The 22,628-nt window shown below is 65.3% G+C and carries 23 protein-coding genes; 4 read left to right on the top strand and 19 right to left on the bottom strand.

What is annotated here, in order from left to right; all coding sequences use genetic code 11:
* Positions 1-130 precede the first annotated feature (130 nt).
* Both FJ430_RS06135 and FJ430_RS06130 read left to right on the top strand, forming a co-directional pair.
* A complete protein-coding gene (locus FJ430_RS06135) occupies positions 131-571 on the top strand; it encodes a hypothetical protein (protein ID WP_140704480.1) in 441 nt (146 codons plus the stop codon).
* Positions 568-2,727 carry a phospholipase D-like domain-containing protein gene (locus FJ430_RS06130; RefSeq protein ID WP_140704478.1) on the top strand — a complete coding sequence of 720 codons (2,160 nt, stop codon included), beginning with the start codon at positions 568-570 and terminating at the stop codon, positions 2,725-2,727. The genes FJ430_RS06135 and FJ430_RS06130 overlap by 4 nt, the downstream gene beginning before the upstream one ends.
* A gap of 32 nt (positions 2,728-2,759) precedes the next feature.
* Here the strand turns inward: FJ430_RS06130 and FJ430_RS06125 are convergent, their stop codons facing one another.
* The 10 genes from FJ430_RS06125 to rsfS all read right to left on the bottom strand — a co-directional run bounded on the left by FJ430_RS06125 (position 2,760) and on the right by rsfS (position 12,142).
* Complete coding sequence (locus tag FJ430_RS06125) at positions 2,760-4,118, bottom strand: D-amino acid dehydrogenase (RefSeq protein WP_348643104.1); 1,359 nt, start codon at positions 4,116-4,118, stop codon at positions 2,760-2,762.
* Positions 4,045-4,581: a nucleoside-diphosphate kinase gene (locus FJ430_RS06120; RefSeq protein WP_140704474.1), complete on the bottom strand. Its 537-nt coding sequence runs from the start codon at positions 4,579-4,581 to the stop codon at positions 4,045-4,047. Before FJ430_RS06120 ends, FJ430_RS06125 begins: the two co-directional genes overlap by 74 nt.
* Positions 4,578-4,985, bottom strand: coding sequence for a nucleoside diphosphate kinase regulator (rnk, locus tag FJ430_RS06115; RefSeq protein WP_226892091.1), 408 nt, complete (start codon positions 4,983-4,985; stop codon positions 4,578-4,580). The genes FJ430_RS06120 and rnk overlap by 4 nt, the downstream gene beginning before the upstream one ends.
* A gap of 272 nt (positions 4,986-5,257) precedes the next feature.
* On the bottom strand, positions 5,258-6,409 hold the full coding sequence (gene alr / locus FJ430_RS06110) for an alanine racemase (protein ID WP_140704472.1): 1,152 nt from the start codon (positions 6,407-6,409) through the stop codon (positions 5,258-5,260).
* A 73-nt stretch (positions 6,410-6,482) separates the two neighbouring features.
* Entirely contained in the window at positions 6,483-6,998 is a 516-nt protein-coding gene (locus tag FJ430_RS06105) for an RNA pyrophosphohydrolase (protein WP_140704470.1), read from the bottom strand.
* Positions 6,999-7,050: 52 nt separating this feature from the next.
* Positions 7,051-8,244, bottom strand: coding sequence for a divergent polysaccharide deacetylase family protein (locus FJ430_RS06100; protein ID WP_140704468.1), 1,194 nt, complete (start codon positions 8,242-8,244; stop codon positions 7,051-7,053).
* A 168-nt stretch (positions 8,245-8,412) separates the two neighbouring features.
* Positions 8,413-9,744 carry a S41 family peptidase gene (locus tag FJ430_RS06095; protein ID WP_181166921.1) on the bottom strand — a complete coding sequence of 444 codons (1,332 nt, stop codon included), beginning with the start codon at positions 9,742-9,744 and terminating at the stop codon, positions 8,413-8,415.
* 1 nt (position 9,745) lies between these two features.
* Positions 9,746-11,080, bottom strand: coding sequence for a murein hydrolase activator EnvC family protein (locus FJ430_RS06090; protein ID WP_140704466.1), 1,335 nt, complete (start codon positions 11,078-11,080; stop codon positions 9,746-9,748).
* Between the two features lie 139 nt (positions 11,081-11,219).
* A complete protein-coding gene (rlmH, locus tag FJ430_RS06085; protein WP_140704464.1) occupies positions 11,220-11,702 on the bottom strand; it encodes a 23S rRNA (pseudouridine(1915)-N(3))-methyltransferase RlmH in 483 nt (160 codons plus the stop codon).
* Positions 11,703-11,764: 62 nt separating this feature from the next.
* Positions 11,765-12,142: a ribosome silencing factor gene (rsfS, locus tag FJ430_RS06080; RefSeq protein ID WP_140646523.1), complete on the bottom strand. Its 378-nt coding sequence runs from the start codon at positions 12,140-12,142 to the stop codon at positions 11,765-11,767.
* 240 nt (positions 12,143-12,382) lie between these two features.
* Here rsfS and FJ430_RS06075 point away from each other — a divergent pair, with 240 nt between their 5' ends.
* Entirely contained in the window at positions 12,383-13,234 is an 852-nt protein-coding gene (locus FJ430_RS06075) for a mechanosensitive ion channel family protein (protein ID WP_140659733.1), read from the top strand.
* Positions 13,235-13,251: 17 nt separating this feature from the next.
* On the opposite strand, the gene FJ430_RS06070 is transcribed toward FJ430_RS06075, so the two are convergent.
* From FJ430_RS06070 to obgE, 6 genes are all read right to left on the bottom strand, one after another.
* Complete coding sequence (locus FJ430_RS06070) at positions 13,252-13,668, bottom strand: RidA family protein (protein ID WP_140704462.1); 417 nt, start codon at positions 13,666-13,668, stop codon at positions 13,252-13,254.
* A gap of 50 nt (positions 13,669-13,718) precedes the next feature.
* Entirely contained in the window at positions 13,719-15,011 is a 1,293-nt protein-coding gene (locus tag FJ430_RS06065) for an MFS transporter (RefSeq protein WP_140646520.1), read from the bottom strand.
* Positions 15,012-15,105: 94 nt separating this feature from the next.
* Positions 15,106-15,693 carry a nicotinate-nucleotide adenylyltransferase gene (locus tag FJ430_RS06060; protein ID WP_140704946.1) on the bottom strand — a complete coding sequence of 196 codons (588 nt, stop codon included), beginning with the start codon at positions 15,691-15,693 and terminating at the stop codon, positions 15,106-15,108.
* Positions 15,694-15,942: 249 nt separating this feature from the next.
* Positions 15,943-17,229, bottom strand: a complete 1,287-nt coding sequence (locus FJ430_RS06055) for a glutamate-5-semialdehyde dehydrogenase (RefSeq protein WP_140704458.1) — start codon at positions 17,227-17,229, stop codon at positions 15,943-15,945.
* A 34-nt stretch (positions 17,230-17,263) separates the two neighbouring features.
* Entirely contained in the window at positions 17,264-18,403 is a 1,140-nt protein-coding gene (gene proB, locus FJ430_RS06050) for a glutamate 5-kinase (RefSeq protein WP_140646517.1), read from the bottom strand.
* A gap of 5 nt (positions 18,404-18,408) precedes the next feature.
* Positions 18,409-19,437, bottom strand: coding sequence for a GTPase ObgE (gene obgE, locus FJ430_RS06045; protein ID WP_140704456.1), 1,029 nt, complete (start codon positions 19,435-19,437; stop codon positions 18,409-18,411).
* A 152-nt stretch (positions 19,438-19,589) separates the two neighbouring features.
* Between obgE and FJ430_RS06040 the strand changes: the two genes are divergently transcribed.
* Positions 19,590-20,453, top strand: a complete 864-nt coding sequence (locus tag FJ430_RS06040; protein WP_140704454.1) for an endonuclease/exonuclease/phosphatase family protein — start codon at positions 19,590-19,592, stop codon at positions 20,451-20,453.
* Positions 20,454-20,616: 163 nt separating this feature from the next.
* On the opposite strand, the gene FJ430_RS06035 is transcribed toward FJ430_RS06040, so the two are convergent.
* The 3 genes from FJ430_RS06035 to FJ430_RS06025 all read right to left on the bottom strand — a co-directional run bounded on the left by FJ430_RS06035 (position 20,617) and on the right by FJ430_RS06025 (position 22,422).
* The gene (locus FJ430_RS06035; RefSeq protein WP_140646514.1) at positions 20,617-21,204 is read right to left on the bottom strand and encodes a GNAT family N-acetyltransferase; all 588 of its coding nucleotides are present in this window, start codon (positions 21,202-21,204) and stop codon (positions 20,617-20,619) included.
* Positions 21,205-21,329: 125 nt separating this feature from the next.
* Positions 21,330-21,599, bottom strand: a complete 270-nt coding sequence (rpmA, locus tag FJ430_RS06030; RefSeq protein WP_140646513.1) for a 50S ribosomal protein L27 — start codon at positions 21,597-21,599, stop codon at positions 21,330-21,332.
* 100 nt (positions 21,600-21,699) lie between these two features.
* Positions 21,700-22,422, bottom strand: coding sequence for a 50S ribosomal protein L21 (locus tag FJ430_RS06025; protein WP_140704452.1), 723 nt, complete (start codon positions 22,420-22,422; stop codon positions 21,700-21,702).
* Positions 22,423-22,628 lie beyond the last annotated feature (206 nt).

Here is a 22,628-nt window from a genome sequence, read left to right as displayed (position 1 = left end):
CGATCCTATCACAGCCAGTTGGTCGTTGCCGCCTTGCCTCCGCCACAAATTCAGCGACTGTGGCACCAGCGCGCCTGGCCATGTCATGACCGGGCGCAAGGGGGACAATCTTCGGAACGCCGGCGGAGAAATGCGAGCCGTACTTGCCGTTTTGCCGCTGATTTTTCTGTCGGACTGCGCCAACCCCTGGACCAAGGTTCCGGAAGCGGATCTGCCGAAGCCCGTCCGCTATGCCATGGCGCGCCCCTCGCCTTTCGTCATCGGCAATTATTGCGGCCCAGGCACCCGCACCGGCGATCTGTCGGCAAAGCCGGTCGACCGTCTCGACGCCGCCTGCCAGGTCCACGACGCCTGCTACATTGCCCGGCACAATCATTGCGACTGCGACGGCGCGCTCGTCGCCTCCGCGAGGAAGATCCGCGCCGACCGGACGGCGCCGCGCAAAATGCGAAGCGAGGCCGAATTGCTGATCGCCACCTTCGCGTTTCCGGTCTGCAGGATCTTTCCGCAAGGCTTCATGCCGCCACGTGATCCGGCCCAGCTCAAGACCATGAACGGGGCAACTGGATGAAGCTCGGGTCGGCCATAACCAGGGCGTTGCTTGGACTGGCGCTGGCAGCGCTTGCCAGTTGCGCCGGCATGCCTGGGCATTCGGCCTGCGCCTTCTTTCCGGGCGACGGCGCCTGCGGCCGCCTGCCGGTCTCGGTGGACAGCAGCGGCGCCGAGATAGCCGGAGCCCACTACTTCGCAGGCGACGGCAACAGCGCCTATGACAAGCAGTTCCAGGCGCTGCTCGCCCAAAGCCGCCTCGATGCGCTCGACCGCGCCAACGGCACCGGCCGTTTCGGCCGCGACTGGCGAGATGTCCAGAACAGCGGCTTCCACACGACCTATGCGACGCTGCAACGGCTCGCCAAACCGCTCGACGACACCGAGCTGGCGCCGACGCGAGGCAAGCCGGGCGAAGGCCGGTTCACCGGCCGTTGGCGCATGTCGCGCCAGACACTCTATCTCGATGCCGCCGCGCGGCCCTCGGCGCCCAAGACCTTCAGCTTCTCCGGCCTGCAGGCGCGCTCGGTCGAGATCGTGCTGCGCCAGGCGGGGCAACTGCAAGTCGACATCGGCGGCACCTGCAACGGCCCGCTCGCGATCCGCGCGTCGGGGCGATCCATCACCGTCGCCGCTGCCTCTCCATTCCATCTGAGCCTGCCCGTCGCCGAAACCTCCGTCAGCCTGTTTCCGGACCAGGCGCTGACCCGCTGCGATCTGCGCGTCGGCTCCACCCTGGCGCCGGCCGGCGCGCCGCTGACCCTGCTGCGCGAGGAGACCGCCGATCCCTGGATCGCGGGGCTCGACAGCCGCTACGACCGCTGTCCGGTGCCTGACCCGGCGGGGATGGAGGAACTCGACCGCGTCTTTTATGCCAGCCGCTGGCTGTCGCAGACCTGCGCGCTGGCGCTGGGGTCGCCGACCCTGTTGCGCAAATCGCGCGACGGCTTCAACGCCAAGGTCGAGGCCCTGCTCGGCCGGACGCTGCCCGACAGCGCCATCGACAAGGCCGACCCCGAACTGCCGCTCGATTTCTCAAGCGCGCCGAAACTCAGGCTGATCTATCTGTCGTCGCTGGAGTTCAAGGCGGATTTCTCCGGCCGCATCATGGAGCGGCTGATTCGCCATCACGCAGCACTTGGCACCAAGGTGCGCATCCTGGTGACCGACGTGCTGGAGCGTGAGAAGGACGACGCGCTGCTGCACCGGCTGGCGGCTGAGTTCCCCAACGTCCAACTACAGGAATATCGCTGGCAGGCGGACCACGGCGCGCCGTTCGACGAGCAGATCTCGCAGTTGCACAAGGTTCACCATATCAAGATGCTGGCGACGCTGGCCGAAGAGCCCGGTCGCTCGCGCGTCATCATCGGCGGGCGCAACATCCATGACGGCTTCCTGTTCCACAAGCCCGTCGACCTGACCCGCTATCCGGACCTGGAGCAATACGGCAAGACCGACGGCTTCTCGCTGAATTACTATTCCAACTGGAGCGACTTCGACATCGAGATCGCCGACCCGGCGACCGTCGAGACGCTGGCCGCGCATCTGTCCACAATCTGGCTGCGCGACGCCGACACCAACCTGTCGCGGCCGTTTTCCATTCCGGTTCCCGGTGGAAGCCCGCGCGGCGTGGCGCGGCATTTCATTTCCGTGCCCTACGAGGACGGGCACGCGCTGGAGGCCTATTTCGTCGAACTGATCGACACCGCCGAGCATCGCATCGAGATCGTCAATCCCTATCTCAACCTGACGCCGGATATCGCCCGGGCCATCGACCGGGCGCTGGCCAGGGGCGTGAAGATCGATGTCGTCGGCCGTATCGACCTCAAGGGCGACATTGGCGGCCGGTTCCTCACCGCGCTCAACAAGCTGTTCGTCGAGAGATATGGCGACCGCATCGACATCCGCGAGTTCAAGGCGCCGGATGTCGTGCTGCATTCCAAGATCATGATGATCGACGAACGGCTGGTCGCCATCTCCTCGGTCAACCTCAACAACCGCAGCTTCTTCCATGACTCGGAGAACGGCATGGTCGTGCTCGATCCGGCTTTCTACCGCCGCATGAAGCCGGTCTATGAAGACTACCTCGCCCATTCGCGCCCGGTCGCCACCAATGTCACCATCGGCTGGGCCTACCGGCTGCTGTTCAGCGACACCTGGGTCCGGCAGGCATTCTGACGCGAGCCCCGCCGAAGCAGCTGCAAAGCCCGTCAGATAGGTTTGAGGTAGCGTTCCGGGCTGAGGTCGCGCGCGTTGATCTCCGGCACCCGGTTCGACATGATGTCGGCCAGCACCTTGGCCGAGCCGCAAGCCATGGTCCAGCCGAGCGTGCCATGGCCGGTGTTGAGAAAGAGGTTGGCGACCTCGCTTTGCCCGATCAAGGGCGGTCCGTCCGGCGTCATCGGCCGCAAGCCGCACCAGAAGCTCGCCGCCTTGAGGTCGCCGCTGCCGGGAAAGAGATCGCCGACCGAGTGTTCGAGCGTGCGGCGGCGCGATTCCTGCAAGCGAAGATCATAGCCCGAAATCTCCGCCGTGCCGCCGACGCGGATGCGGTCGCCGAGCCTGGTGATCGCCACCTTGTAGGTCTCGTCCATGACGGTCGACACCGGTGCTGCCTCGGCATTGCTGATCGGCACGGTGATCGAATAGCCCTTGACCGGATAGACCGGAATTGGGCGCCCCAGCGAGCGCATGAACTGCGCCGAATAGCTGCCCATCGCCATCACGAAGGCGTCCGCGGACCTCCATCCGCGATCGGTCAGCACATTGGTGAGGCGATTGCGGTTCCTGACGATGCGCCGGATGGTCGAGCCGTATTCGAAGGTCACGCCGCGCGCTACGCAGAGTTCTGCGAGCTTGTCGGTGAACATCTTGCAGTCGCCGGTCTCGTCACCCGGAAGCCTGAGGCCGCCGACGAATTTATCGCGAACCGCCGCAAGGGCCGGCTCGGCCGCGGTACAGCCGTCGCGATCGAGGATTTCATAGGGCACGCCATATTTCTTCAGCACCTCGACGTCGCCGCCGGTGCCGTCGAGCTGCTTCTGTTTGCGAAAGAGCTGCAGCGTGCCTTTGCTGCGTTCGTCGTAAGTGATGCCGGTCGCCTCGCGCAGCGCTTTCAGCGTGTCGCGGCTGTATTCGGCAAGCGGCACCATGCGCGACTTGTTGAGCGCGTAGCGCTCGGCCGTGCAGTTGCGCAGCATCTTGAGGAGCCACGTCCACATATTCGGGTCGAAGGCCGGCCGCACCACCAGCGGTCCGTATTTCATCAACAGCCATTTGACGGCTTTGACCGGGATGCCGGGCCCGGCCCAGGGCGAGGCATAGCCCGGCGATACTTCGCCGGCATTGGCGAAGCTGGTTTCGAGCGCCGGCCCCGGCTGGCGATCGTAGACGGTCACTTCATGACCGGCCTCGGCGAGGAAGTAGGCGGTGGTGACTCCGATCACGCCGCCGCCCAGCACGATGACTTTCATTCCATGCTCCCTCAAAGGCCGATCATGCCGCGGAAGGGCCCGGATCGTCCCCTTCTGTCTGCCGGATTTTGCCGCGCCCGCCAAGGGGCCAGTCACCGGCGGATGCGCTGTGGACCAGCTTGAGGCCGTGGCGAGGTCGCTCGGCGGCGCGATCCTGCGCCGCTCGCCGCGCGGCCTCCGGCTGATAGGCCACATCCTCGAGAAGGATCTCCTCGGCAGGGCCGTCGGGCCGCTCGGCCAGCGCGGATTGGCCCGCTTTCATGCCAAGCAGGCAAAGGCCGCGCCACGTGGCGACCGGCAGGCCGGAGCCGACGGGAGCGGATGCTTCGGCCTGCACCAGCGTCCGCGTCTGAAGTAAACCGCCGCCAACGCGGAAGATCACCCGGCTGTTGAGCGTGGCAAGGTCGGGATCGACGGCTCCTGTCGCAATGACGCGGCTTTCAGCGAGCTTGCGTTCGAGCAACGGCGCGATCGGATCGGCAAACGCGCGGCGGCGCATCAGCATCGCCTCGATCACCGCGAAGTCCTTGGCCGTCAGCCGGTAGACAGCCCTGGTCATGGCGCCCTCCGCGTCTGTTCGACGGCGTCGATCGTTGCCGAGAGAACCCGGCTGTCGCGGCTCCGCCAGGAGACCGTGCGGCCGGCGCGCGCGCCGATCAGCGCGGTTCCAAGCGGCGTCAGCACCGATATGCGTCTTTCGGCGATATCGGCCTCCGCCGGATAGACCACCGTCACCGTCTGAAGGCTTCCTTCCGGATCCTGAAGCGTCACCGTCGAGCCCATCCGCACCACGTCGGCGGGCATTGCCGCCTCGGTGGCGACCCGGGCGCTGTCCATCTCGGCAAGCAGGTCCTCGGCCATATCGGGCGTGCGGTTGAGAAAGGCCCTGGCGAGACTGCTCAGCCGGTCGTGTTCCGCCGCGCTGACAAGGATGGTGGAACGCGATTGCGTTGCTGTGGGCATGGCATACCTCATATGCTGGCGCATCGGCGAAGCGAATGCGCGCAAGCCGCCACGTCGAGGGCGGCGAACAAAGCCGGGCCGCAAAGGCCGCCGGCTCGATGAAATGTCTGGAATTCAAACGCCCCGGTTCACGCGGCCGCCGGCATTGGCGGCCACGTCGGGGCTACGCTCCCGCGATGGGGCAAACCCTGAAGCAGGTTTTGGTATAAGCGAGGTTGCTCATGCCCCGAACCTTGCCGAGAAGCCCCGGCTTGTCAAGCAAGGCGCCTGTCTCAAGCTCCTAGGTAGCGGCGGTGAAAGCGCGCACCCAGGCTGGTCAATATCTCGTAGCCGATTGTGCCGGCGTGGCCGGCCGCGTCGTCGACGCTTTGCGAGGGACCGATGAGCTCGACGAGCTCACCTTCCCTGAGCCGGCCGGCCGGAAGCGCCGAAATGTCGAGGACGATCGAGTCCATCGACACGCGCCCGATGAACGGCAACCGCACGCCCTCGAACCAGGCGGCCGAAGCGGCGCGCCGGTGCCAGCCGTCGCCATAGCCCAGCGAAATGGTCGCCAGCCTGAGCGGCCCCTCGGCTTGCTGGGTGTGGCCATAGCCGATGCCCGCGCCCGCGCCGACCTGCCGCGTCTGCGCCACCTTGGCTTGCAGCCCTATCACCGGCAGCATCGGGTTGGGTGCGTTGGGCGTCGGATTGACGCCGTAGAGCGCGGCTCCCGGGCGGGCAATGTCGTAGTGGTAGGCCGGTCCGAGAAAGATGCCGGACGAGTTGGCCAGGGAGGCGGGCGCCGCGGGCAGCATCTTGCGCAGCAATTCGAATTCGCGTCGCTGCTTCTCGTTCGCCGCCTGTTGCGGCTCGTCGGCGCGGGCGAGATGGCTCATCACGAAACGGATGTCGACGCCGTCGAAGGCGCCGGCCTCGCCCACGACCGCCTCGATTTCCGCCGGCGCCATGCCGAGCCGGGCCATGCCGCTGTCGACCTGGATCGCGGCAGGCAGGCTTTGGCCCATGCCTCGCGCGATCTCGCGCCAGGCCTTCAGTTGCATGGCGCTGTTGATGACCGGCCAAAGCCGAGCCGCCGCGGCTTCCGGTGCAGAACCCGGAGGCAGCCCGTTCAGCACGAAGATGTCGGGCCCGGGCCCGATCGCCTTGCGCAGCGCGATGCCCTCGCCGAGCAGCGCGACGAAGAAGATGTCGCAGCCCTCCTTCGCCAGCGCCGATGCCACTTGCGCGGCGCCAAGCCCGTAGCCGTCGGCCTTGAGCACGCCGGCGCAGCGGACGCCGTCGAGTCGCAGCTTTAGCCGGCGGTAGTTTTCCCGGATGGCCCCGAGGTCGATCGTCAGGATCGCGCCGGCGGCCGCCTCGCTCACCGTCGAACCGCTGCTTGCATCATGTGCCGGAAACCCGCGTCCGGTGTCGTCGTTCATGGCGACCCCCGCTCATTGCATCGGCAATCAATACGGCCACAGGGCCGGCGCGACAACCGGGGCGGACGACCGCTCAGGGGACGAGATGCTGGAACGCTGCGATGACCTGCTCATAGACCTTGCGCTTGAACGGCACGATCAGCTCCGGCAGATCCCGCATCGGCCGCCAGGCCCATTCGTCGAATTCGGCGGTATGGCCGCCGAGCGGCGGATTGATCTCGATCTCGCTTTCGTCGCCCTCGAAGCGATAGGCGAACCATTTCTGCGTCTGGCCGCGATAGCGGCCCTTGAAGGCGACGCCGACCAGATGCTCCGGCAGGTCGTAATTGATCCAGCGCGGCGCCTCGGCCAGCAGCGACACGTTGCGCATGCCGGTTTCCTCATAGAGCTCGCGGCTCGCGGCCTCGATCGGCTCTTCGCCCTTGTCGATGCCGCCTTGCGGCATCTGCCAGAGTTGCGTCGTGCCGGCGAACTCGCTGTCCGGTTCGGCGATGCGGTGCCCGACCCAGACCAGGCCTGCTCCGTTGAGGATCATCAGCCCGACGCACGGACGGTAAGGCAGCGTTTCAAGATCGATCTTCTTGGCCATGGGTCAGCGTTCCAGCCGTCTTTGAGAATTGACTTCGGCGAGGCGGGTAGGGTTAGCCTTTTTGCGGATCGATCGCCACCGCCGAGATCGGCACGATCTCGATGCCGCGCTTCTTCGCCTCGGCAATCCAGGACGTCACCGTGTCGACGGTGATATCGAAGGCCGAACCGATGCCGACGGCGCTGCCCTTGGCCCGCGCCGTCGCTTCCAGGCTGTCCAGCTTCTTGAGGATTTCGCCGCGGTCCTGCACGGCATCGATCGCCATGTCGCCGGCAACGAACGGCACGCCGTCCTTGAGCGCAAGGTCAGGCGCAGCGCTGCGGGCGGACGACCCGTCGTCGATATAGGCGAGCCCCCGCTTGCCGAGCTCGGCCATGAACGGTTCCATCGCCGAGGCGTCGGTCGAGAAGCGCGCGCCCATATAGTTCATGACCCCGGTATAGTTGGTCGTGCGCGACAGCGCCCAGTGCAGGCTCTTCAGGTTCTCGTCCGGGCTGGCCGACACCGTCAGCGTGTTGCGGCCGGGATTGACGTTCGGATAATCGAACGGCTCGAGCGGCACCTGCATGACGATTTCATGCCCGCTCTGCCTTGCCGCCTGCATCCAGCGGCCGATGCTGTTGCCTTGCGGCGCGAAAGCCAGCGTCACCTCGGCCGGCAGCTTGGCGATCGCGGCTTGCGTGCCGGTCTGCGAGACGGCGAGTCCGCCGATGACGATCGCCACCCGTGCCCCGCGCGCGCCCGACCAAGGTCGCGCATAGACGTCGAAGGGCCGCCTGCCGTCGGCGGAGCGCATCGGCAGCGGACCGGTGTCGCTGGCCTCGATCAGCGCCCTGTCCGGAATATGGGCGACCTTGAGGTTCTGGCCGAGCGTCGACGGATCGCGAATCACGATCGCCGCTTTCGGCGGGCCGTCGCCCTCTTCGGTCTGGACGTGGATGATCTGCGGGCCGCCGCTCTTCATCGGCGTGCTGGCTTGTGGCGTCGCCGCGGCTACCGGAGCCGGCGCGGGCGCCGCTGCCGCCGCAGGGGCAGGCGCAGCGGTGACCTTCGGCGTCGAAACAGCCACTTCTTCCGGCTTGCGGAACGGCTTTTCACGCAGCGCGATAGCGCCGGAAACCCCGATCACGGCAAGCACGGCCAGCACAGCGACGAGCGTGCCGGAGCCGATGCCGCGCGAGGCCTTGCGCTGAGGCCGGAGCGTCTGTCCGAGCGGGCGTTCGATGTCCTTGCCGATCTCAGCCAAGTCGTGTTTCCCCGGAAGCCGGCCAAGGTCACTTTTTCGTGACATCTCGCGTAAACTTCGCAATCGCTGGCGCGATACCCCAACCGCGGTCCCCGAATCAAACTGCCGGAACCTCGCGGCCCCGGCAGCATTGCATTGCTTCGCGCAGCCGGCCAGAGCCGGACCGCATTACTGGTTCAGCACGGCCTTGTCCGGGTTCGGCGGGAACGACGGATCGGTCTTCTCGCCGCGCAGAAGCTGCTCGGCATAGATCAGCTGCAGGTCGTCCTTCGGATCCGGCGGCACATAGGCAGCCGAGCCCGAGCCGGTGGAACTCTCGTCGGCGCCCTTGATGTGGCCCTTGAGATCGGATTCGCCGCGGGTCAGGTCGCGGCCCTGCAGATCCGGCGGCAGCGGCTGGTCGACCTTGATGTCGGGCGTGATGCCCTTGCCCTGGATCGACTTGCCCGACGGCGTGTAATAGAGCGCCGTGGTGAGCCGCAGCGCGCCATTCTCGCCGAGCGGGATGATGGTCTGCACCGAGCCCTTGCCGAAGGACTGGGTGCCGACCACCGTGACGCGGCGCAGGTCCTGCAGCGCGCCGGCGACGATTTCCGAGGCGCTCGCCGAGCCGCCATTGACCAGCACGATCATCGGCTTGCCGTTGATGTCGTCGACCTGCTTCGGCTTGGCGTCGAAGCGGGTGACGTCCTTCGGATCGCGGCCGCGGGTCGAGACGATCTCGCCGCGCTTGAGGAAGGCATCCGACACGCTGACCGCCTGGTCGAGCAGACCGCCCGGATTGAGGCGCAGGTCGAGCACATAGCCCTTCAGCTTGTCGTTCGGCACCTGCTTCTTGATGTTCTCGATGGCGTTCTCGAGATCGTCATAGGTCTTCTCGGTGAAGGAGGTGATCTTCATGTAGCCGATGTCGTTCTCGACCCGGTACTTCACCGCCTTGACCTTGATGACGTCGCGCACCACCGTGATTTCGATCGGCTTGTCGGCGCCCTGGCGCAGGATGGTGAGCTTGATCGGCGTGTTGACCGGTCCGCGCATCTTCTCGACCGCGTCGTTGAGCGTGAGGCCGCGCACCTCTTCGCCGTCGATCTTGGCGATGTAGTCGCCCGACAGCACACCCGCCTTGGCGGCCGGCGTGTCGTCGATCGGCGTGATGACCTTGACGAGGTCGTTTTCCATGGTGACCTCGATACCGAGGCCGCCGAACTCACCCTTGGTCTGCACGCGCATGTCCTGCGCCTGCTCGGCGTTCATGTAGGAGGAGTGCGGGTCGAGCGAGGCCAGCATGCCGTTTATGGCGTTCTCGACGAGCGACTTGTCGTCCGGCGGCGTCACGTAATTGGCGCGCACGCGCTCGAAGATGTCGCCGAAGATCGCCAGCTGCTTGTAGGTTTCCGAACCCGCAGCGTTCGCCGCCGAACCCGGTGCGCCGTAGACCAGGCTCATTGCCGATGCGCCCATCAGCGCGCCGGCAAACAGAAGCGACAGTTTCCGCATCATTTCACGTCCTTCCAGAAAATCGGTCCGCCCACCATGGGGCCGGATCGACGGGTTTTCCATCCTTGCGGAACTCGACATAGAGTTCCAGCGCCGCATTTCCATTTCGCGAGGCCGAGGTGCTTGCCACCCGGGCCTCTCCCATCGCGCCGATCGGCTCTCCTGCGAGCACCGACTGTCCGGTCGCGACGCTGATTCTGCTCATCCCCGCCAGGACGACATGATAACCGTCGCCCGCATTGAGGATCAAGAGTTGACCATAGGAGCGAAACGGCCCCGCATAAAGCACGTTTCCATCCGCCGGCGCGGTGACGATGGCTCCCGATTGTGTCGCAACCATGTCGCCCTGCATCGCCTCGCCATTGCCGTCGTCGGCGCCGAAACGCAGTTTGATCTTGCCGATGACAGGCAGCGCGATCTGGCCTTGCAATGCCGAGAACGGCGCCGATCCGGTGAGGCGATTGGCCTCCGGCACCGGCAGCGCGGCGAGCTCGGTGGTCGAGGCCGTCGTGTCGTTGTCCGTCGATTTCCGCTCGCCCGCCTTGACCTGGTCCTGCCCCTTGCGCGCCTTGTCGGCTTCGAGCGAGGCGATCAGGTCCTTGAGGCTGCTCGCCTTCGCCGCCAGCTGCTGCGAGTGCTGCTGTTCGGCCGCCATCGCCGTTTGGGTATCGGCCTGCAGCTTCTTCTTGGCCTCCAGCAGCATGGTGAGCCGCTTCTTCTCGGCCGTCTGGTCGGTGACGGCGGTGGTGAGTCTCGCCCGTTCTGCCTCGATCGAGGCCGTGACGCGGGTCTGCTCCTTGAGGTCGGCCATCAGCCTGTCGGTCTGCTGGCGCAATTCCGGCACGACGGCGCCGAGCAGGATGGCGCTGCGCACCGACGACAGCGCATCTTCGGGCTTGACCAGGATCGCCGGCGGCGGATTGAGCCCCATGCGCTGCAGGGCGCCCAACACCTCGGCCAGCACGTCGCGCCGCGCCATGAGCGAGGCGCGCAGTTTTCCTTGCTCGGCCTTCAGCCCTTCGAGCTTGGCGCCGATATCCTCGATGTCCTGGCCGAGCTTCTGTTCCGTCATCGCCGACTGGATGAGCGCCGCGGTGATCGAGGCATAGTCCTTCCGCACCGAGGCGATGTCGGCGGCGAGCTTGCCCAGCCGCTCCGACGACAAAGTGATCTCCTTGGAAACCTGCTCGTATTCGGCCCGGCTCTGATCCGGATCGGGCGCAAGGTCGAGCGAATTTTCGGCCGCCCGGACCGGCCCGAACGTGACCACGGCGGCGACAAGGGTCAAACCGCAGCGGCTGCGCCAAGCGCGCGTTCTGGAATTCCAGCCTTCAGACATCAGGCCTCGACTGTATCCGCCGCTTCGTTAACGAACCATCAACCATGTTGGAAGCGCCCAATCACCCGGTTGCCGCGCGATTGAGGCGGAAATCGCGGCGCAGGCCGGCAATCCCCAGCTTTTCGGCCGATGCCGTTATTCACGATCGATGATACGGATGACCGGAAAGGACGGTGGCGATCCGGTAGAGCTGCTCGCCCAGCATCACGCGCACCAGCTGGTGCGGCCAGGTCAGCGCGCCGAACGACAGCACCAGGTCCGCCTGCTCGCGCAAGGATCTGTCATGGCCGTCGGCGCCGCCGATGGCGACGACGAGCGCCTTGCGGCCGCCGTCGCGCAACTGGCCGATGCGGGCGGCCAGGTCCTCCGAGGAGAGCGACTTGCCGCGTTCGTCGAGCAGGATGAGAACAGTGCCCGGCTGCAACTGGGCCTGCAGCTTCTGGGCTTCCTCGCGGCGGCGCTCGTCGGCGCTCTGTCCGCGGCTCTCGGGAACCTCGACAATGCCGGCAAATTCCAGCCCGACCGCCGGCCCGCTCTTCGAAAAGCGCTCGAAATAGCGGTCGGCGAGTTCTCTCTCGGGGCCGGTCTTCATCCGGCCCACGGCATGAACGGTGATCTTCATCCTCGCCCCGGCGAGCTTGTCCTAACGCGTACCGTGACGGTTCACGGCACACGGATCAAGGCTCAGTGCAAGGTCTCTTCCTCGAGATCCGGCGCCTGCCACATCTTTTCCAGATTGTAGAATTCGCGGACTTCGGGGCGGAAGACATGGACGATGATGTCGCCCGAATCGATCAGGACCCAGTCGGCGCCAGCCAGCCCCTCGACGCGCGCCGTGCCGAGGCCGGCATCCTTCAGCGCCTTGAGGAGGTGATCGGCGACAGCCGAGACATGACGGTGCGATCGGCCCGAGGCGATGACCATGTAGTCGCCGAGGCTCGATTTTCCCTGGATGTCGATTGAGACGATGTTTTCGGCCTTGGAGTCTTCCAGACTGGCAAGGACTGTGTCGATGGCGAGGGACGCGGCGTCGTTTCCGCTGATCCCTGCCGGCGAAGGCATGATGTCAGCCTTCTTCCGCAGTGCTGTTCTCAGTGTGTTTCCTTTCCCAACAAGAACAACCAAATCACCATGCAAAAGGTGACACCACATAGATAGGCAGAGTTCCATTGCAGTTTCAAGACGGGCGCGCCCTGCCCGCGCCAACGCGGCTCTGCTTGGCAGGCTCCGTCGTCCCGAAAAATCGGAACCCTTTGCGCTTTGCATAGGTTATCGGCTCACTGACCAATGGGGACTTCATCCATGCCAACCGACCCGCAAAGCGCCCTCATCACCATCCAGGCCGGGCTTGCGCAGCTGAGCACGCTGATCGTTTCCTATTCCTTCTCGGCCATCGGCGCCATAATCCTGCTGGTTGTCGGCTATTTCGTCGCTGGTGTCGCCGAGCGCTCGATCTCCGCCGGCCTCGGCCATATCCACGGCTTCGACGCGACCTTGCGTCATTTCTTCTCCAAGATCGTCCGCTACGCCATCCTGATCCTGGTCACCATCATGGTGCTCGGCCAGTTCGGGGTGCAGACCGCCTCCATCATCGCGGCAATAGGCGCAATCGGCCTGGCCATCGGGCTGGCTCTGCAAGGCACGCTGCAGAACATCGCCGCCGGCATCATGCTCCTGGCGCTCCGGCCCTTCCGCATCGGCGAATATGTCGAGGTCGGCTCGATTGCCGGCACCATCGAGGAGATCGGCCTCTTCGCCACCAAGCTGCGCTCCGTCGACGGCGTCTATGTGCTGGCACCCAACTCGACGCTGTGGAACCAGCCGGTGCGCAATTTCACCCGCAACGGCGTGCGCCGCACCGACGTGAGCTTGAGCATCGGCTCCTGGAACGACATCGACCGCGCGCAAAAGACGCTACTTGCCATCGCCGGCGCCGAAAAGCGCATCCGGCGCGAACCGGCGCCGATCGCCTTCGTGGCAAATCTCGGCGACACCACCGTTTCGCTCACCTTGCGCTACTGGACGTCGGCCGCCGACTATTTCTCGACCCAGACCGACATGACCAAGCGCGCCAAGCAGGCTTTCGACAGCGAAGGCATCTCGATCCCGCTGCCGCCGCCGGAAATGCCGGCGCCGGAGGCCCGCAAGCAGTAGCCTCGCAACAGCGATTTTCAATCTGCCGGCATTCTGAACCGATTTCGAGGTATCTCGGCTATTGCCGCGATTTCGATCTGCAAGTCCGGATGATAAAGTCGCACGATCTCGACGGTTGTCGTTACGGGATAGGGCTCTGAAAAGAACTCCTTGCGGATGTCTCCCGACGCCATGAACCGCTCTATGTCGGTCGTATACTGGGTCAGCGATACGATATCGGCCATCTCCCCACCGATGGCCGCGAGCACGGCCTTGATGTTTTCGAGGGTTTGCCGGACCTGAGCCCGCATATCGCCCTTCCCGACAATCTGCCCTTCACGGTCAAGCGAAACTTGGCCTTTTAGGTGAACGAGTTGCCCGCCCTCATGGATTTTCACCATGGAGAACGTGCCAAAAGGCTTCCACACCGCTGCGGGATTATAGCTCTTCGACATCTCTGATCTTGATCGAATTTGGGCCAAAAGTCGCGAAGATGCGCAGCTTGTCAATCTTTGACGTGTCGCTGCTGTTCGTCCGGCGCGAAGGCAAGTTCTACCGGCAAGGGTGTCTGCGCCGACATCGGTGCGAAACTGCCGCTTGTGGCCGCGGGCGTCGGCCGGCCGGCCATCACGCGCCATAGCACGAACAGGCAGAAGGCCGATGCGATGACGATGCCGACATAGATGAAGGTCGCGGTGCCGAAGACGGCGGAAAGCGCCGTCACGATGCCCGGCACGATGAAGCCGGCCAGCGACCAGGCAAACAGCATCGAGCTCGACAGCGCCAGAAGCTCGTCCTTGCCGGCGCGATCGGCGGCATGCGCGCTGGAGAGCGCGTAGATCGATTCCGACGCCCCATCCCAGATGAGATAGATCACCACCAGCGCCATCAGCGCGCCGCCGTCGAAGACAATGGCGAGCACGCTGGCGACGGTCGCGAGCGCCGCCGCCCCCGCCAGCACGTAGCGGCGGTCGGTACGGTCGGAAATCCAGCCGAGCGGGATCTGCAGGATCAGCGTGCCGACCGGCATCGCCGACAACAGCAGCGCCACGTCGGCCTGGCTGTAGCCCTTGGCGGTGGCATGGATCGGCGCAAAACCGGAAACGATCATCGAGAGGCCGCCGACCGCCAGCATGCCGGCGACGCCGACCGGCGAGATCCGCCAGGCGCGGCGAAGCGCCACCGACGCGGCCTGCGGCGCCGGCGGCTGGGCAAGCCGCGTCATGCCGACCGGCAGGATGGAAAGCGCGGTGAAGGTGATGCCGATCAGCGCGGCGGCGGCTGTATGGATGTCGATCGCGGCGAGCGTCGCATAGCCAACGCCCAATCCGCCAATATAGGCGACGTAGAACACGGCCATGATCCGGCCGCGGATCGAATTCGGCAAGGCGTCGTTCAGCCAGCTCTGGGCGACGATGAACAGCCCGCAAATGGCGAAGCCGTAGAGCGCCCGGGCCGCAATCCAGAGCAACGGGATCGGCCCGGCGCCGATCGCGGCATTGGAAAGCGCGATCAGCGCCGAAAGCACCATGAAGGCGCGGGCATGGCCCACTCGCTTGACGAGCGGCCCGGTCAGGATGCAGCCGGCAAGCCCGCCGGCCGAAAGCCCGGTGACGATCAGCCCTGCCCAGGTCGGGTCGAAACCGTCGGCGCCGAGCCGCACCGGGATATAGGCGAACATCAGCCCGTTGCCGATCGCGATCAGCGCCATCGACACGATGACGCTGGCAATGGCGATCAGTGGCGCCGATTGCGCGGCGCGGCTGGGATCGTTCGCGGATTGATTCTGCTTCAGCATGTCCACGCAAACTTGGCCTACGAACAGGCAAAAAGCCGCCGCAAAAGCGACATGGCCGGACTTACCTTCTCCCCTTGCAGGAGAAGGAGGGCGCTCACCCCTTCGCCGCCTTGCGGATCGCGGTGGAAGACAGCAAGGAGCGCGGACCGTGGATGAAAGTCCAGGCCGGCGCCGGCATGCGGGCAAGCAGCGGCGCGTCGCCCTCGTCGACGCGGGCATAGTCGAAGGTCTTGGCGACCACCGACGACAGGAAGGAGAGCGTGGCGCCCGGGCGATCGACGACCGCGATCGGGAAAGTCAGCACGATCTCGCGCCAGCGCTGCCAGCGGTGGAAGTCGCGCAAACTATCCGCACCCATGATCCAGACGAAATCGACGCCCGGGTTTCGCGCCTTGACCAGCGCAAGCGTGTCGGCGGTGTAGCGCACGTGCTGCGCCGCCTCGAAGGCGGTGACCTTGATCCTCGGATTCCTGGCGATCTTTTCGGACAGCTCGACGCGCTCGGCGAGCGGCGCCAGTTCCCGCGCGCTCTTCAGCGGATTGCCGGGCGTCACCATCCACCACAGCTGGTCGAGCGCGAGCCTTCTCAGCGCGATCTCGGCGACCAGCGCGTGACCGGCATGCGGCGGGTTGAACGAACCGCCGAACAGCCCGACGGTCAGCCCCTTGGCGGCGTGCGGCATGCGGAGGTAGTAAGCGGGGACGATGGGCTGAGGGGACGAAAGCATGGTGCTAGGCCCCCCTCTCTGGCCTGCCGGCCATCTCCCCCTCAAGGGGGGAGATCAGATGTTGCCTATGCTTTCGCCAATCGCCGGCGTTGCAAGCCGAGCGCCGGCGCCGAAGCTGCCAATCTCCCCACTTGAGGGGGAGATGGCCGGCAGGCCAGAGAGGGGGGCCTGGGCGCAAGCTTCAACCCCTTAAGGCGAACGGCTTCAAGGCCTCACCTGTCCCGACCCGCGCACGCGGTATTTGAATGAGGTGAGCTGCTCGACGCCGACCGGCCCGCGCGCGTGCATCTTGCCGGTGGCGATGCCGATCTCGGCGCCCATGCCGAACTCGCCGCCATCGGCGAACTGCGTCGAGGCGTTGTGCAGAAGGATCGCCGAGTCGATCTCGTTGAAGAATTTCTCGACCGCTTGCGCATCCTCGGCGACGATCGCCTCGGTGTGGTGCGACGAGAAGGTCTCGATATGCTCGATCGCGCCGGCGACATCGTCGACCAGCTTCACCGCGATGATGGCGTCGAGATATTCCGTCACCCAGTCCGCATCGGTCGCCGGGCTGGCGTCGGCGAACGCTTCCGTCACCTCGGCATCGGCGTGGATCTCGCAGCCGGCGGCGCGCAGCGCTTCGAGGATCGGCACCAGATGCGTGGAGGCCACCGCGCGGTCGACCAGCAAGGTCTCGGCGGCGCCGCATACGCCGGTGCGCCGCATCTTGGCGTTGACGGCGATCTTGACCGCCATGTCGAGCTTGGCCGAGCGGTCGACATAAAGATGGCAGATGCCTTCCAGATGCGCGAAGACCGGCACCCGCGCCTCGTTCTGCACGCGTCCGACCAGGCTTCTGCCGCCGCGCGGGATGATGACGTCGAGATTGCCGCTCAAGCCTTTGAGCATCTCGCCGACGGCGGCGCGGTCGGTGGTCGGCACCAGCTGGATGGCATCCTGCGGCAGGCCGGCGGCCTTCAGCCCTTCGACCATGCAGGCATGGATCGCCGACGACGAATTGTTCGAATCCGAGCCGCCGCGCAGGATCACCGGATTGCCCGCCTTGAGGCAAAGCGCGCCGGCGTCCGCCGTCACGTTGGGGCGGCTTTCGTAAATGACGCCGATCACGCCGAGCGGCGTGCGCACGCGCTCGATATGAAGGCCATTCGGCCGATCCCATTCGGCGATGACGTCGCCGACCGGGTCCTTGAGCGCGGCGATCTCGCTCATGCCGTCGGCCATCGCCTCGATGCGCGAGGAGGTGAGCTTCAGGCGGTCCATGAAGGAGCCCGACAGCCCGGCCTCCCCGCCATTCGACATGTCGATGGCGTTGGCGTCGAGGATCGCCTGCTCGTTGCGCAGGATGGCATCGGCCATGGCGACGAGCGCGGCATTCTTGGCCTTGGTGGAAGCGACGGCCAACGGTCGCGCGGCGGCGCGGGCGCGGCGGCCGATATCGGCCATCAGCGCCACGGTGTCTTCGCCGGATTTTTCATGCAGCTTCAGCATGGTTCATCCCTCCGCTTGGTCGTCGGCCGATGCTCTAGTCGTCGGCCAATACTTGGTCGCCGCCGACGCTTACCACAAGGTCGTCGCGATGGATCATCGCCGAGCGCGCCTCGTAGCCGAGCACGTTTTCGATCTCGGCCGTCTTCAAGCCCGCGATCCTTACGGCATCGGCGGCATCATAGGCAACAAGGCCGCGCGCGATCTCGCGGCCCTCGGGCGACAGGATCGCCACCGTGTCGCCGCGCGAGAAATTGCCGCTGACCAGTTTAACGCCCGCCGGCAGCAGCGACTTGCCCGATTTGAGCGCGCCGATGGCACCCGCATCGACCGTGAGCCGGCCTGCCGGCTCGAGCTGCCCGGCGATCCAGGTCTTGTAACCCTTCACCGGATTGGCGCTCGGCTTGAAGAAGGTCGCGCGCTCGCCGCGCTCGATCGCCATCAGCGGCGACAGCCTGGTGCCCGAAGTGATGATCATGGCGGTGCCGGCGGCGTTGGCGATCTTGCCGGCGTCGAGTTTCGTGCGCATGCCGCCGCGCGACAGCTCGGATGCGGCCACGCCCGCCATCGCCTCGATGTCCGGCGTGATGCGGTCGACCACGGGGATGAATTTTGCTTGCGGATCCTTAGCCGGCGGCGCCGTGTAGAGCCCGTCGATATCGGAAAGCAGCACCAAGAGATCGGCGCCCATCATCGTCGCCACTCGCGCCGCCAGCCGGTCGTTGTCGCCGTAGCGGATTTCCGACGTCGCCACCGTGTCGTTCTCGTTGATGACCGGCACCGCCTTCATCTTGAGCAGGGTCGAGATCGTCGCGCGCGCGTTGAGGTAGCGGCGGCGTTCTTCAGTGTCGCCAAGCGTCAAGAGGATCTGGCCCGACTTCAGCCCGTCCTTGCCGAGCGCGTCCGACCAGGCGCCGGCAAGCGCGATCTGGCCGACCGCGGCGGCGGCCTGACTCTCCTCGAGCTTCAGCGCGCGTTTGCCGAGGCCGAGAATGGTGCGGCCAAGCGCGATGGCTCCTGAGGATACGACAAGCACTTCCGCGCCGGTATTGGCAAGCGCCGCAATGTCGTCGGCAAGCGAGGTCAGCCAGTCGCGCTTCAGGCCGGTCGCGCGGTCGACGAGCAGCGCCGAACCGATCTTCACGGTGATGCGCCGGTATGATTTCAGTGATTTCATGGGTCTTATCGCCAGCGCGTGTCGACAGGAGCCGGAACGGCATCGCGCGCTTCCGCGACCACCGCCATCAGCGCGCGCAGCACTGCCTCGACGCCTTCGCCGGTGACGGCCGAGACAAGCAGCGGCGCGCGGCCGGCGGCGCGCTTCAGCGAGGCGGCCTTCTTCTTGCGCTGATCCGGGTCGAGGATATCGATCTGGCTGAGCGCGACGATCTCGACCTTGTCGGTCAGCCCATGGCCATAGGCATCGAGCTCCGCGCGCACGGTCTTGTAGGCCTTGCCGGGATTTTCCTCCTGCGCCGAGACCAGGTGAAGCAATACGCGCGTGCGCTCGACATGGCCGAGGAAACGGTCGCCGATGCCGACCCCTTCATGCGCGCCCTCGATCAACCCGGGAATATCAGCCAGCACGAATTCGCGGCCGTCGATGCGGGCGACGCCGAGGCCGGGATAGAGCGTGGTGAAAGGATAGTCGGCGATCTTCGGCTTGGCGGCGGTGACGGCGGCAAGGAAGGTCGATTTGCCGGCATTGGGCATGCCCACCAGACCGGCGTCGGCAATCAGCTTGAGCCGCAGCCAGATGCTCAGCTCCTCTCCGGGCAGGCCGGGATTGGCGCGCCGCGGCGCCTGGTTGGTCGAGGTCTTGAAATGCTGGTTGCCGAAGCCGCCATTGCCGCCCTTGGCGAGCAGGAAGCGCTGGCCGACGATCGTCAGGTCGCAGATCAGCGTTTCATTGTCCTCCGCAAAGACTTGCGTGCCCGCCGGCACTTTCAGCGTCACGTCGGCGCCCTTGGCGCCCGTCATATTGCGGCCCATGCCGTGCATGCCGGTCTTGGCCTTGAAATGCTGCTGGTAGCGATAGTCGATCAGCGTGTTCAGCCCGTCGACCGCTTCCATCCAGACATCCCCGCCGCGGCCGCCGTCGCCACCGTCCGGTCCGCCGAACTCGATGAATTTTTCACGCCGGAACGACACCGATCCGGCGCCGCCATCGCCGGAGCGGATGTAAACCTTTGCCTGGTCGAGGAATTTCATCTGCGTTTCAAGTTTCTGCTGGTGGCCTTGCGGGATTGCTCTAAACCAAGGCGGGACGAAGGGCGAGGCTGTTTTGCGACTAAAGCGCCTGATGCTCTTTTGCAAAGGACGCAGTAGCACTGTTCGCGAGCCAGGGTTGGGGAAATGCTCGAATGAAGGTCGTCACCTACAACATCCAGTTCGGCATCGGCCTCGACGGCAAATACGATCTTGGCCGCATCGCCGATGCGGTACGCGGTGCCGACGTGATCGCGCTGCAGGAGGTGACCCGCAACAATCCGCGCAACGGCGATCGCGACATGGTGGCCGAGATCGGCGAGGCGCTGCCCGATTATTTTGCCGCCTATGGCAGCAATTTCGAGGTCAATATCGGCTCGCGCCTGGAGAACGGCCGCGCCGTCTCGACCAGTTTCCAGCTCGGCAACATGGTGCTGTCGAAGACGCCTATCCATCTGTCGCGCAATCTCCTTTTGCCGCGCAGCCGCAGCCTCGAGACAATGAACTTCCAGCGCGGCGCGCTCGAGGCGCTGATCGAGACGCCGCTCGGCTTCATCCGCTTCTATTCCACCCATCTCGACCACCGCAGCCCGGTCGAGCGCCAGGGCCAGATCCGTTTCCTGCGCCAGCGCCTCTTGAACTATGCGCTGGAAGGCGGCGGCCTGTCGGGCATTCCCGAGATCGGCCTGCCGGACCTGCCCTATCCGGAAGCCTTCATCGTCATGGGCGACTTCAACATGCTGCCGGGCTCGCCGGAATATATCGAACTCGCCGGCCGGCCGGACCATGAGTTCGGCATGCCGTTGACCGCCGATCTCGCCGTCGACGTCGCTCAGCGTCTGGCCGTCGCCGACCTTGTCACCTGGGTCGACCCCGACCGCCCCGGCGACAAAAGCCGCCACAAATGCATCGATTACGTCTTCACCAGCGCCTCGTTGGCCAAGTCGCTGCAGCGCCTGTGGTCCGACCGGGACGCCGTCGGCTCCGATCATTTGCCGCTCTGGGCCGAACTGGGCTGAGTCGCCTTCGAGCGCCGACGCCTAGGCGTGTTGCTATTCAGGTCAGGCCGAGCCGAAAATGATGGCTACCGAGAACCGGAGCGGAGCGTGCGTAAAGTACGTGAGCACCGGAAGCGCAGGAAGCCGGCATTTGCAGGCCGGCCTCACCTGAATTTCAATATGCCTAGAAGTGGACCCAGTTGCGGAGACTGGTCCAGGTCTTCCTGTCGAGCCGGTAGCGCTCGACCGGCACCTGGCCGGCGACGATCGAGTTCAGCATGCCCTGGCCGGCATACTGGAAGCCGCATTTGTGGATGACCCGGCGCGAGGCCGGATTGATCACCCGGGTCGAGGCATGCAGCACCTGAATCGAAGTGTTCTGGAACGCGAGGTCGACCAGCGCATGCGCGGCCTCCGTCGCATAACCGCGCTTCCAGTAGGGTTCGCCGATCCAGTAGCCGAGCTCCAGTCCGCGATCGGTGGTGTTCAAGCCCGCGCAGCCGACGAAGGTGCCGGTGCCGGCAAGGGTGAGCGCATAGACGATGCCGGCGCGACGCGACGCCGCCATGGCAAGGAAGGTGCGGCCCTCGGCTTCGCCGTAGGGATGCGGCATGCGGGCCAGCATTTCGGCGACATGCCGGTTGTCGGCAAGCGTGACGAGTTGCTCGAGATCGCTCTCGCGCGGGGCGCGCATGACCAGCCGCTCGGTGGCCAGCACCGGGCAATCGATCGCGTAACTTTCGTCTTCGGTATCTTCCGCTTCGGCAACCATTTAGTCCTCCAGGGCAAAGAAAAATGAAAAAGGAGAGAGGGCAAGCCCATCTCTCCTGATCCTTTTCCTGGCCTGGCCAGACACCGGTTCCCGAGATGGGCGCCGGTGTTATGGTGCGGAACCGGCTACTCCGCTGCTTTGGTAATCGGGTTCACCGATACGTAGGTTCGGCCGTTGGCTTTTTTGTTGAAGGTGACTGCGCCGGCGTCGAGCGCAAAAAGGGTGTGGTCCGTGCCCATGCCAACATTGGTGCCCGGATGCCAGGTCGTGCCGCGTTGGCGGATGATGATGTTGCCGGCGACGACGGCTTCGCCGCCGAACTTCTTCACGCCCAGACGCTTGGAGTGCGAATCGCGACCATTGCGCGACGAACCGCCAGCTTTCTTGTGTGCCATTTGACTAACTCCGATGCGCCCTGAGGCGCTTGAATGGTCTTATGAACGCGTTCGCGTTCCGTTTCAAGTCCCGTACCGGCGACGATCGTCGCCGGAAGAATTACTTCTTCGCCAGTTCCTTGGCCTGCTCGCGCCAGTCCTTGATCTGGTCGGCGCTGAACGGCATGTGCTCGTCGATCTTGGCGACATCCTTGTCGGAGAGCTTGGCGAGCTGCGCGAAGGTGACGATGCCCTGCTCGGCGAGGTCCTTCGCCGCGACCGGGCCGATGCCCTTGATCACGGTCAGGTCGTCCGGCTCGCCCTTCGGCGCCTTGAACAGCGGCGCGGCGACGGTCTCGGCCTTAGCCTCTTCCTTCGGAGCGGCCTCTGCCTTGGGTTCCTTCTTGGCTTTCGGCTCCTTCGGCGCGGCTTCGGCCTTCGCCTCGGCGGCGACTTCCGCCTTGGCTTCGGGAGCCTTTGCCTCGGCCTTGGCCTCCGGCTTGGCGGCGGCCTTCTTCGACGGCTTGGCGCCACCCAGCAGGATCTCGGCGATCCTGACGGTGGTCAGAAGCTGGCGGTGGCCGATCTTGCGGCGCGAATTCTGGCGGCGGCGCTTCTTGAAAGCGATGACGGTGCGGTTCTTGCCCTGCTCGACGACTTCCGCCGTGACCAGAGCACCATCGACGAACGGCGCGCCGAAGGTGACATTCTCGCCCTCGCCATGCGCGAGCACGTTGCCGATCTCGACGATATCGCCGACCTTGGCTTCGAGTTTCTCGATCTTCAGGAGATCGTTGGCGGCGACGCGATACTGCTTGCCGCCCGTTTTGATGACTGCGAACATTTTTTGCCTTTCGCTGTTCGGTCGGCCTCGATGAACCGCGTCGGCGGTTCGGCCGTCTTTTTGTCAGTCTGCGGGTTCAAAAAACAAGCGGCGCGGAAGAGCCTCCACGCCGAATGCGGGCTGTCCCTAACCGAAGGTTGCGCCGGAGTCAAGGCAAGCGGGCCGCCCCTGGAGATACATTGAGCGACGTTGCCGGCAAATATCGG

It is taken from the genome of Mesorhizobium sp. B2-8-5 (genome assembly GCF_006440675.2).
GTDB lineage: Bacteria > Pseudomonadota > Alphaproteobacteria > Rhizobiales > Rhizobiaceae > Mesorhizobium.
The sequence above is the reverse complement of the archived record's forward strand: the minus strand, read 5'-3'. Positions and strand labels throughout refer to the sequence as shown.